An 11,781-nucleotide genomic window follows, 5' to 3' on the forward strand; every position below is an offset into this window, starting at 1 on the left:
CGTTTTTAAGCAGGGTCCAATAGCCTTATCCCCACTTTAGGATGCTCATTTTTTCCAGCTTCCTGAAACCTGTGATCTTTTCCGCCTGTACAGGACTTCATTCCTCAAATTCATGGGAAAGCGGTACCAAACGGGCGCATAGATCGGGCGTTTCCATTTCCGGATCAAAGGGGAACATGGGCCGGTTGATTCGCTTAAACTCCAGGCGCTCTAAATCCTGATCAACTCCTCCCGGTGTAAGTGCCATGATCCAATCTGCCCGCATGTTGTAAAGTTCGGGAACCAGGTATCCGATCTTTACCACCACAATATCCGTTTCCCGGGGATTGAGCCCCAGGTTGGTAAAATCACTTTCCCGGTGATAGGGTTTGCGTTTTGCGGTAACGATTACCTGTACGCTGCCCACCGTGACCACCACTTCTGTTTCTGCATTTTGGTCGCCCTGCTCAATGGCGGCAACCGTTCCGTTCAAGGTGATCGGCGGAGAGAAGCGGTCGTCTACTGCCGCTCCGACCTTTGCAGTCACCTGCCCACCCACACCCACTTCCAGAGCGGCTTCCACGAGTTCCGGGCCCGGAATGGATGCATAAATCAACGAAGGCCCATCTTTTGCCTGAAATTCCGGGCGGGCCAGAATTTCCCGCAGGGTCCAGGTCACATCGCCTGCCCCTCCTGCTGTGGGATTATCACCCATGTCGCTGATCATAAAGGGTTTTTTGTTGCTGGCTATGGCCATGTCCAGGCTCTCGCGAAGGCTTGCCGTAGGCGCTATAAATTCGAATGCAAACCTTTTGTCCCAAAAACTCTCGGCCAGCCTTTCCGCCGTTTCGGTAACGGTCGACCGATCATCTCCGGTAACCATGACCACCGCGTGATTTCTGGGTTCATCGGCCCAGGCATAGCCCACCCAAATCGCCGCATCGGTTACGCCTTCCTGCTCTGCGGCGGGGTACACCTCGGCATACAATGCCTTTCCCGGATCTACCCGAGTACTGGTCTTTTCCCCAGGCAACAGGATAGGAACGGGGATCCATGCTTTATAGGTAGGTTTCCCCAGCCCTGATTCTAACCTTTCCAGCAAGTTATCCACGGCCCTTTTTTTGGATTCCAGCGCGTCTTCATGAGGAGCCATGCGGTAGCAGGTAATCAGATCAGAGTGCGCGGCCAAGCGCCAGGACACATTGCCGTGCAAATCCATGGATGTGGAAATAAGGGTTTCCTTGCCTACTACCTCGCGAATTCGTTTGATAAAATCTCCTTCCGGATCATCCAGCCCCACCACGCTCATGGCTCCGTGAATGTCAAAAAAAAGTCCATCGTACGGGAGATTTTCCCGGAGCCGATCGAGCGTTTCGCCTACCAAGGATTCGTACGCTGCTCGCGTCACGATACCTCCCGGAATGGCATGTCCCCGTAGCGTCGGAAACCAAACAGCCCGGGAACGATTCAGCGAATCCTCGTGCATGAAGGGGTAATACCCAAACACCTCATCGCCTCTGCGGGCGCGAAATGCATCTTCTTCGGTCACCGCCGGAGAAAAGGTGCTGGACTCGATCGCCAGGCCAGCGATGGCAATTCGTGGCAAATCTGCAGATTGTTCCTGCTGGAGGCCCTTGCTTCCACATGCCTCCAGCAAGAAAGCAAGCAGGGCCATAGAAAGTACGAAATAGTAGTGGTTCTTTGTGGTCATTATTCTATGCATTAGATATATGGAAACTTATTACGCGGGCTGATCCTACGTTCAGTCATTCCGCGCACGAGGCTGACACATCCGCTGGATCGACTAATCCGGATGGTTTTTTTGATTCGATAGTTTTTCGAGTATTTCCCGCAATAAAAAATTCTGTTCTTCCTTGAGATCGTTGTGCCTTTTGGCCCACCTGAAAACCAACACAAAAAATGCAATAAGCAGGAGGGTATAGAGGACGGAAATAAAAACCATGGGCGACGAGATTTAGTAATGCAGGATTTCAACAATAGCAAACCTAAAAAGCGGTTATCGGTAAATTATTTTTGCAATCTAATCAAAGTAACTGGCTTTTTTTGCCATTTTCTGGGTAAATTAAACCTCATAACTACAAATTACTTTTCTCTAGTAACCTAAGGTGTAAGCCATGATCTTCAATGAGCCTATTCCCAGTGCTTCCAGGCATTGGCAACATCAACTGGATCGGTTTTGCAAACAGGAAAATCTACCGGGAGTCGTGCTCTCCGTCTATCAGGAAAGTAAAGAACCAATCGCCTGGACCGGAGCCTCCGGAAATCTCCCGTGGCGACAACCCTATTTTATCAGCGGTGTGGCCAAACTACACCTAGCCGCATTGATGATCAAATTAAAAATCAGGGGAAAGGTGGACCTGAGCGAACCTTTTCGCCGGTATTTACCCGGAAAGGAATATTCCGGCCTATGCCGGATACGCAATACCGATTTCACCCAGACGATCACACTTGACCAGTTACTCCGGCACCAATCTGGATTACCGGATTACCTACAGCTTCCGTTTGGAGCAGACAGGAGCCTTAAAGAGGCGTTACTATCAGGTGATGATCGGGAATGGACATTTTCTGAATTGTTGCAGGAGGTCCGGAATTCCCCTGCGGTTTTCAAGCCGCGTACTTCCGGAAAGCCACACGAATCCGACACCGATTTTCATCTTTTGGGAGAAGTGATTGAAAAGGTAACCGGTCTATCCCTGGAAGATGCCTTGATAAAGTTTCAGACGGACCCCTTGTCGATGAGCGAAACCTACGTTTACAACGATCCCTACGACAGAACTCCCGCTCCATTTTACAAGGGAGGCAAGGCGGTACACATCCCACGAGCCATGGCTTGTTTCGGTCCCACAGGCGGAATGGTCAGTACAGCGCAGGACTGCATGGTCTTTCTCAAATCTTACATACATGGGAGGTTCTTTCCGATGACCGAACTGGAAGTCATGTTTGACTGGTCGCAGGAATCGCTCTCCTTTTCTCAAGGATTGGGTGTCCGGCGATACCGAAAGCCGTGGTATGTCTTCCCTTGGGGGAGATCACCGGAAATAATTGGTCAAATCGGATTTACGGGCGCTTTTTCCCTGTATCTGCCCGAACGCAACATATTTTTTACGGGTACGGTCAACCAATGCGACCGGCCCTTACTCCCTTACAAACTAGTGCGTTTTCTTCTCCAAACCGGTTGATTCCGCCCAAAAGCCTTCCCTTGATCACTTCAGCCAATCTGGCTTGGTGGTATCGATGGAGGCTTGAAGCTGATTAAGCAGGTTGTACAACCCAAAATACGTTCGATTAATGTACAAACCATGTCGGGACCCCCGCGCCTGTTTGGATTTTCGAAACATTTTGTCATTCGATATCCGATCGCCCAAGGCGAAGATCTGTTGAAAATAAGCATCATCCGCGAAATCGAACCTGTCCACATGAAAGGGCTTACCGAGGAGTGAGATCATTTCCTTGAAGATAGCCTTGAAATAGCTTTTTTCTTCCACCGTATCCTTATCGCTAATAAACTCCAGGTTGTAAAAAATCTGATTTAACTCGTCTTCCCGTATGAGCAAGTCCTTTTTTATCAACGAAAAGTAGCCACGATAGAAATCTTCCGGTATCACTTTGACACATCCAAAATCAATCACAGCCAATTGGTTTCCTTCCTGAATAATGAAATTTCCCGGATGTGGATCGGCGTGCACCTGTTTTAGCAGGTGTACCTGATGGTGGTAAAAATCCCACAAGGCCTGTCCTACCTTATTTTTCGCTTTCTGATCGGGCTGTGTAGCCAACCACTCTTTCAGGTGCAATCCCTCCATCCAATCCATGGTGATGATACGCGGACTACTCAACTCCTCGTAGTACTTCGGAAAGTTTAGGTCCGCTATATGACTGCAGGCATTGGAAATCTCCTTGCTTCGCCTGACTTCCAATTCGTAATCGGTTTCTTCAAGAAGCTTTTCCTCTACCTCTTCCATGTAGTGGTCCAACTCCCGCTCATTCATGTTTAGAAGCCGGAGGGCGAAGGGTTTTACCAGCTTAAGGTCCGACCGGACGCTGGATGCTACACCCGGATACTGGATTTTGACTGCATACGTTTTCCCTCCTTTTGTGGCCTGATGCACCTGTCCAATAGACGCTGCATTGACAGCAGCCGGTGTGAACGTATCGAAAAGTCTTTCCGGCCCGGTTTGAAAGTATTGGACGAAGGTTTTCACCACCAAGGGATAGGACAAAGGAGGAGCACTGTATTGAGCCATGGTGAACTTGTCCTGATACGCCCGAGGTAGCATGTTTTTATCCATGGCCATCATCTGAGCTACTTTCAATGCGCTACCCTTTAGCTCACTCAATGAAGCATAGATGTCGGAAGCATTGTCCCGGTGTAAATCGTCTTTGTTCATGGAAGGATTTACTACTTTTTTTGCATAATGCTTCATGTAGTTTCCTCCTACCCGCGCACCGGTACTAATAAATTTTGCCGCCCGTTGAACTTTTGAAACGGGAATACTTTGTTGTTCTTTCAGCTTCTGAGTCATGATTACCTGGATTGGAATAAAAATTTAGCAAAGTCCACGAAACTATCCACAGCGGATTTTCCCATCAGATCAAATGCCAGATTCACTGATTTTTCAATGGCCGCATCGGTCTTTTCAAATGCGGGGGAATCATCTTTCAACCAGAATCGAAACAAAAAGAGCACTTGTAACCAGAGGGCTTCGTCGTACCGATCCGAAACATACGGTCGCTCCGCGATTTCCTCTGTTTCCTTACCTTCCAAGATTAATTCGTTAACAAAATCCTTAAAATTACTTTTAAATCCCTTTAGCTCGGTCGGAAAGTTTTTATCCTTGAATGAGCTATCTCCATAGACCGCCAATAGGTAGGATCTCCTGCTTTTCAATTCCTCCACCCAGGTGAAATAGAACCCGAGCAGCTTTTCTCGGGCACTGTATGATTTGTACACATCCTGACTTTCCAGGTTTGTCAGAGTCGCTTCGTGTATACGCGACCAAACCGCTTTTTTGATGGAATCGAAATTAGTGAAATGGTCGTAAAACGCCGCTTCCTGCATTTTTAACTCCTTGGTAAACTTAAATACCGAAGCGGGTTCTTTGCCGGTCTCCAAAACGTGATGGATATACGCGTCTATTATCTTATTTTTATCCGATTTTTGGTTTTTCGTTTTTTCAGTCATTTCCTCATCTTTTATGTACTCCGTGGAAATAACACGTTCGGGGTGGAAGAGGTTTGTTAAAATGAGTAAATAATTTTATCGTACCGACTAACGGCAGGCTGGAACGGATAGGACATACAGATTTGTTTATCCAAATGCATCCAATTTGGATTTTTTTTCGTTAGTGATGAAAAAGAAAATGATATTTAGGTTATGGCGTTGTTTGTGAAGAAAAATTTTCTTGGGTTACTTTTTGGGCTCTCATTGGTCTCCTTTTCCTGTAACAGGGAATTTGACGAAATGCCCACCAACGAATCGCTGGTTAAAGAGGCGATTTTTGATAGCATGAAAGAATGGTACTACTGGAACGACCGTTTGCCTGCAGGGATAGACCCGGGCAGCTACCGAAGCAATGATGACTTGCTCTACGACTTGATGTACCTACAATTGGATCGATGGTCGTACCTTACTACACAGGAGGCGTTCAATAAGGCCTTTACCGGTCAGAACGCAGGTCATGGGTTTGGTTTCGGTCTCGGAGACGATGGTAAATTGTATGTTTCGTTTGTTTACGAAAACGCACCGGCCGGATTGGACGGCTGGGAACGAGGTTGGGAAATTATTGAGATCAACGGAAGACCGATAGCGTCCTACCGTTCAGCGAACGGGTACAACTTTAATTTGGGAGAAAACGTGCCCGGGGTAAGCAACACATTTACATTCAAATTGCCAGACGGCAGCACCACCACGCGCACAAACGTCAAAGCCGAATATCAGGCGAATTCCGTCCTTCACCGCGAAATCAAGGAAATAGGCGCCAGCAAAGTAGGATATTGGGTGTACAATAGTTTCAAGGTAAGTCCGGATGTTAGCCCCAATCGCAGCCTGGAAGTAGAAGAAACATTGGCCTATTTCGATGATGGAGGGATAGATGAACTGATTCTGGATTTGCGGTATAACGGTGGAGGATCTGTGGATGTAGCCGAACAGATATTAAATGCCCTGATTCCGGCCTCTGAAGATGGAAAACTGATGTATACCAATGCCCTGAACGAAGACAAAGCGAACTTTAACGAAGTCTTTCAGTTCAGTAAGACTGGAAATTTGGAATTGGATCGATTGATAGTCATTACTTCCAGGGGTTCTGCATCTGCAAGTGAATTACTCATCAACTGTCTGGACCCCTACATGGAGGTTGTTCTGGTCGGAGAAAGCACCTATGGTAAGCCGGTGGGATCTTTTCCCCTTTCGCAGTTTAACGAAGTACTTTCGCAGAACCAGGTCGAACTGGTACCCATCACGTTCGCCATTGCGAATGCCGCAGGAAATGCCGCCTATTACCAAGGCTTTCCGGTAACCATTCCCTCCTCAGACAACCCTGCATTTAATTGGGGCGATCCGAAAGAAAATAATCTGGCGAGCGCGCTTACCTTTATCCAATACGGCGATCGTTCACCGACCTCCCGAAAGCAATTCCAGCGCAACACCTGGCAAATGATCGATAACTTTACCGGCCTTCAAAAAGAATTTCCTGTCTATTAAGTTGTTTATATGGTGTGTATCATCCGCTTTGATTTAATAAGAACGTCCAACCATCACTTGCTGAGATGAAGTTTCGCCCCGTTGGAATGCCCTATTTGGTACCGATCGCGGCCTTGATATGCCTGGTCCACGGCGTTTGTTCCGGCCCAAATTCGGGGAATAGTACCACCGAAGGCCCTCGCGTCATCGCCTTCGGTTCATGCAACCGGCAGCATCTGCCTCAACCCTTATGGAAACCCATCCTCGCGGAAAAACCGGATCTATGGATTTGGCTGGGTGACAATATCTACGCGGATACGCACGACATGAAAGAAATGGCCGCGAGTTACGACTTGCAATACCAGCAAGCGGACTATCGGAAATTGCGGCAAACCACCCCTGTGGTGGGGATTTGGGACGATCACGATTACGGGATCAACGATGGTGGTAAAAATTACAGCCAGAAAGACTCCAGCCAGCAATTGCTGCTTGATTTTTTAGACGTCCCAAAAACTAGTCCAAGAAGATCTCAAAAAGGCGCTTATGCCGAACATATCTTCGGTTCCGGCAATCAAAAAGTTAAGTTGCTGTTGCTTGATGCACGGTACAATCGGGATACGCTATTAAAAGTGGAGGGCAGCTACCTACCGAATGAGGAAGGTACCCTCCTTGGAGAAGCCCAATGGGAATGGCTCGAAAGCGTCCTTGGAAAATAGCGATGCAGCCATCCACATCCTTGCTTGCGGCATACAGTTCTTACCGGAAGAACACCGGTTTGAGAAATGGGCAAATTTCCCTAAAGAGCGGGAGCGACTTCTGAAACTGATTGAGAAAACCAAGCCCGGGGGTACGGTTTTGATAAGCGGTGATCGCCACCTATCCGAGGTATCCAAAGTTGTCCTGAAGGACGGGTATCCGCTTTACGAAATCACCAGCAGTGGTCTGACACACGTATATTCGGCCTATTCGGGAGAGCCAAACAGATACCGGCAGGGAGCAGTCGTTAGTGAGTTGAACTACGGCCTGTTAACGATTGATTGGGTGGAGAAATCTATGTATTTTCAGATTAAAGGACAGGAAGGCAGATCTTTACTGGAACAAAAAATTGCATTTTAATCACAGTGATTTCGGCCAAAAGACAGGGAATCTATAATCCTCCCGCAAAACAACTATGAAAAATACCTATGTGCTGCTTCTTGCATTCTTTACGGCCACTCAACTCGTTCAGGCCCAGTCTCTTTCCATCGAGCAACTGCTGGAAAAGGAACTGTCGGGCTTCAATGGGGAAGCAGGCTTGTATGCCGAACATCTGGTAACAGGAGAACGAATTGCAATTCGGGCAGATTCGATCTTTCCAACCGCTAGTGTTATCAAAGTGCCTATCATGTTGGGTATATTTAAGCAAATTCATACCGGGAAGCTCGACCTGGATACTGCTTTGGTTTACCGGGATAGCCTTCGTTACGGAGGATCGGGGATCATGCAATATTTCAAAGACAGCACCGACACGGATTTGTCCACCCTTCTTTCTCTAATGATTGGATACAGCGACAACACCACCTCCCTCTGGTGCCAAAGCCTTGCCGGGGGCGGGGGGGCAATCAACGAGTTACTGGACAGCCTTGGATTGGAACACACGCGTGTAAATTCGCGAACGGAGGGAAGGCAGGAAGCCTGGAAAAAATATGGCTGGGGTCAGACGAGTCCCAGAGAGATGGCTTCCCTATTGATAATGATACGTCGGGAAGAATTGTTTTCTCCAGAGTTGTCACAAAAAATGTACCGGCTAATGACCAAGGTCATCTACGACGAATACGCACTTTCCGCCATACCCCCTTATGTGCAAACCGCGTCCAAACAAGGGATGGTTAGCGATTCGCGCTCCGAATTGGTAATGGTGAACGCGCCTTCGGGTGACTACGTATTTTACATCGCCACCAAAAACAATCGGGATACTTCCTGGGACAATAACAACGAAGCCTACCGGCTTCAGCGCAGCGTATCCGGAATGTTATGGAATTACTTTGAAGGAGAAACGAACATCAACCTGCCGTCCCGGAAAAGTGAAGAAACGAGTCCACGGGAGTAGGTTTGCCTACCTTTCATAAAAAATATCGCCCATAGCAATTGATTCCGAAAATTTGGATTTATTTTTACATCCATCATCAAATTTCCATCAAGTGATTTTACTAATTCTATTTCTTCTACATTGGTACTTTTCATTGTTCTGCCAGAGTTTTTTCCTGCACCGGTACGCAGCGCACCAGATGTTTGTCATGAGCAAATTCTGGGAAAAGTTCTTTTACATTTTCACCTGGATCGCACAAGGTAGCTCCTACCTTTCGCCCAGGGCGTACGCCATCCTCCACCGGATGCACCATGCGTATAGCGATACACCAAAGGACCCGCACAGTCCGCACCACACGGAAAATCTGTTTACCATGATGTGGAAAACAAAAAAAATATACAACGAGCATTTTACATTTAAGGTCAAACCAGAGGAACGATTTACAAAAGACGTACCCGACTGGAACCGATTTGATCGGTTTGCCGATACAATGATTTTACGCATCGGCTGGGGATTGGTCTATGTATTAATTTACGTACTGAGCATCAGCGTGTTCGAGCTGGCCGGAACGCATTGGTGGATGTACTTTCTACTACCGATCCATTTCATGATGGGCCCCGTCCATGGAGCCATTGTGAACTGGAGCGGCCACAAGTATGGGTATGCAAATTTTGATAACAACGACCACTCAAAAAACTCCTTGTTTTTAGACTTTTTAATGTTGGGAGAATTGTTCCAAAACAACCATCACCGTTTACCCAAACGAGCCAACTTTGCCGTCAAGTGGTACGAGTTTGACCCTACGTACCCCATTGTCAAACTACTTCATGCAACGGGAATAATTAAATTAAAACCCATCGCGTAATCCTCTATTGAATAAGGAGCTGCCCAGTTTCACCTGGACGGCTCCTTTTTTCGTCAAACAGCTCTGTCTCTGGATAAAACATTTAACTTTTATTAGGATTTTTTGAACAATTCTTTTTACTGATTTTTTTTTTCGAAAAAGCTTTGCAATTAAAAAACTAAATGGTTAAGTTCAGGCAAAATCACCTACTTTATTAAAATTATGAGAGAATTAACAAGAGCAGAAGAGCAAATTATGCAGATTCTATGGGACATCGAGAAAGGATTTGTCAAAGATGTCCTGGAAAAAATGAAAACACCAAAACCGGCATACAACACGGTTTCAACAATAATACGGATTTTGGAAAGAAAAGGTTTTGTCAAACACCGTGCCTATGGCAAATCCCATGAATACTACCCCATTGTTTCGAAAGACGAATACAGAAGTTTCACCATCAAGAATCTTCTTTCAGGATATTTTAGTGGATCTTTCGCAAAATTGGCTTCTTTTTTCGCTAAAGATGAAAAGTTGGACGTGAAAGCGCTCGAGAAAATCATGAACGAAGTAAAAGACGATGTAAAAAGCGCATAATCGAATGAATATCGAGCATAAAAAAAGGGTGAATGTTCACCCTTTTTTTATGCCTGAAATTTGCTTTTTTTAATCGGCTGTTCCGATAGCATGCACTTGAAAACCAATGGATTGAAGTGCCTCTTTATCCAGAATGTTTCGTCCATCAAATACATGGGCAGGTTTGAGCATCCCATCGTATATACGCTGCCAATCGTAACTTTTGAATTCATCCCACTCGGTTAACACTGCCACCGCATGAGATCCTTCACAGACTTTGTAGGGGTCGGTACCTACCGAAGCATTTTTACGATTTTCTTCCGATGACCTACTCCCCAGGTAGTCCAGATCGGTATACACTTGTTGTTTTTTAACCTTGGGGTCATAAATCTCTATGATAGACTGCTCATTCAACAGGTGGTCCGCTACGTAGATGGCTGCCGATTCACGGGTATCGTTTGTGTCCTTTTTAAAGGCCCAACCCAAAAACGCAATCTTCTTACCGCTTACCGTGTTGTACAAATTCTTGATAATTTTCTTAGCAAAACGCCTTTTTTGGTGATCGTTCATAATAATCACCTGCTCCCAATAATCCGCCACTTCGTTCAAGCCGTAGCTTCTGGAAATGTATACTAGGTTCAAAATGTCCTTTTGAAAACAGGATCCTCCAAAACCCACAGAAGCTTTTAAAAACTTGGGTCCAATGCGCGAGTCGGTACCGATCGCCCTGGCTACCTCATTGATATCCGCCTCCGTAAATTCGCACAGTTCGGAAAGAGAATTGATAGAAGACACCCGCTGCGCCAAATAGGCATTGGCAGTAAGTTTTGATAATTCGGAGGACCAAACGTTGGTCGTAAGAATTCTTTCCCTCGGAACCCAACGTCCGTACACGTCCACAAGTGCCTGTATGGCTTTCAAGCCCTCCGGGGTTTGATCACCACCAATTAACACCCGGTCCGGATCCATTAGGTCTTCTACCGCCGTGCCCTCCGCAAGGAACTCCGGATTGGAAAGAATCTGAAAACTTAACCCGTCACCGGTATGGGTCAATATGTCTTTTAGCGTACTGGCCGTACGAACGGGCAAGGTTGATTTTTCCACAACGATTTTATCTCCCTTAGCCACCCGGGCTATCTGGCGGGCACATAATTCAATCCATTTCAAGTCCGCTGCCTGGCCTTTCCCTTCCCCATACGTTTTCGTTGGCGTGTTTACCGAAATAAAAATCATCTCAGCCTCATCAATGGCTTTGTCCACGTCTGTAGAAAAAAACAAATTGCGCCCCCTGGCCTCAGCCACCACCGCAGAAAGCCCCGGCTCGTAAACGGGAATATTCTCTACGTTCTCATCGTTCCAGGCAGCAATACGCTCCTGGTTAATATCCACCACTGTCACCTTAATGTCTGGACATTTTTTTGCAATCACTGCCATGGTCGGGCCTCCCACATATCCCGCCCCGATACAACAAATATTCTGGATTTTCATTTTTTTTTGGTTTAAATCAGCACAATTGCGGATAGTATAAAATAAATTCTACTTTTTTATTAAAAATTTAGTCTAAAATTATTGCAGAAACCGTCATAAGGTTGTTGGCAAAAATAATTCATTCCACGG

General features: G+C 46.5%; 11 protein-coding genes. 7 read left to right on the forward strand and 4 right to left on the reverse strand.

Features of this window, described 5'->3' with window-relative positions:
* Positions 1-97: 97 nt before the first annotated feature.
* Entirely contained in the window at positions 98-1,654 is a 1,557-nt protein-coding gene (locus ABWH99_RS18775) for a M81 family metallopeptidase (RefSeq protein WP_375586598.1), read from the reverse strand.
* Between the two features lie 460 nt (positions 1,655-2,114).
* On the opposite strand from ABWH99_RS18775, the gene ABWH99_RS18780 reads away from it, so the two are divergent.
* On the forward strand, positions 2,115-3,179 hold the full coding sequence (locus ABWH99_RS18780; RefSeq protein WP_375583348.1) for a serine hydrolase domain-containing protein: 1,065 nt from the start codon (positions 2,115-2,117) through the stop codon (positions 3,177-3,179).
* Positions 3,180-3,203: 24 nt separating this feature from the next.
* Here the strand turns inward: ABWH99_RS18780 and ABWH99_RS18785 are convergent, their stop codons facing one another.
* Both ABWH99_RS18785 and ABWH99_RS18790 read right to left on the reverse strand, forming a co-directional pair.
* The gene (locus tag ABWH99_RS18785; protein ID WP_375583349.1) at positions 3,204-4,523 is read right to left on the reverse strand and encodes an ABC1 kinase family protein; all 1,320 of its coding nucleotides are present in this window, start codon (positions 4,521-4,523) and stop codon (positions 3,204-3,206) included.
* A 2-nt stretch (positions 4,524-4,525) separates the two neighbouring features.
* Positions 4,526-5,182 (reverse strand): TetR/AcrR family transcriptional regulator, encoded by a 657-nt coding sequence (locus ABWH99_RS18790; protein WP_375583350.1) that lies wholly within the window; start codon positions 5,180-5,182, stop codon positions 4,526-4,528.
* Positions 5,183-5,374: 192 nt separating this feature from the next.
* Between ABWH99_RS18790 and ABWH99_RS18795 the strand changes: the two genes are divergently transcribed.
* The 6 genes from ABWH99_RS18795 (at position 5,375) to ABWH99_RS18820 (ending at position 10,185) form a co-directional block, all read left to right on the forward strand.
* Positions 5,375-6,703, forward strand: coding sequence for a S41 family peptidase (locus ABWH99_RS18795; protein ID WP_375583351.1), 1,329 nt, complete (start codon positions 5,375-5,377; stop codon positions 6,701-6,703).
* Positions 6,704-6,768: 65 nt separating this feature from the next.
* Complete coding sequence (locus tag ABWH99_RS18800; RefSeq protein ID WP_375583352.1) at positions 6,769-7,398, forward strand: alkaline phosphatase D family protein; 630 nt, start codon at positions 6,769-6,771, stop codon at positions 7,396-7,398.
* Positions 7,388-7,798 carry a hypothetical protein gene (locus tag ABWH99_RS18805; protein WP_375583353.1) on the forward strand — a complete coding sequence of 137 codons (411 nt, stop codon included), beginning with the start codon at positions 7,388-7,390 and terminating at the stop codon, positions 7,796-7,798. Before ABWH99_RS18800 ends, ABWH99_RS18805 begins: the two co-directional genes overlap by 11 nt.
* Positions 7,799-7,853: 55 nt before the next feature.
* Positions 7,854-8,771 (forward strand): serine hydrolase, encoded by a 918-nt coding sequence (locus tag ABWH99_RS18810; RefSeq protein ID WP_375583354.1) that lies wholly within the window; start codon positions 7,854-7,856, stop codon positions 8,769-8,771.
* A gap of 91 nt (positions 8,772-8,862) precedes the next feature.
* On the forward strand, positions 8,863-9,615 hold the full coding sequence (locus tag ABWH99_RS18815; protein WP_375583355.1) for an acyl-CoA desaturase: 753 nt from the start codon (positions 8,863-8,865) through the stop codon (positions 9,613-9,615).
* Between the two features lie 201 nt (positions 9,616-9,816).
* Complete coding sequence (locus ABWH99_RS18820; RefSeq protein WP_375583356.1) at positions 9,817-10,185, forward strand: BlaI/MecI/CopY family transcriptional regulator; 369 nt, start codon at positions 9,817-9,819, stop codon at positions 10,183-10,185.
* Between the two features lie 69 nt (positions 10,186-10,254).
* Here ABWH99_RS18820 and ABWH99_RS18825 read toward each other — a convergent pair whose 3' ends face one another.
* Complete coding sequence (locus ABWH99_RS18825; RefSeq protein WP_375583357.1) at positions 10,255-11,652, reverse strand: UDP-glucose 6-dehydrogenase; 1,398 nt, start codon at positions 11,650-11,652, stop codon at positions 10,255-10,257.
* Positions 11,653-11,781: the final 129 nt, after the last annotated feature.

It is taken from the genome of Cyclobacterium xiamenense, from assembly GCF_042140265.1.
GTDB lineage: Bacteria > Bacteroidota > Bacteroidia > Cytophagales > Cyclobacteriaceae > Cyclobacterium > Cyclobacterium xiamenense_A.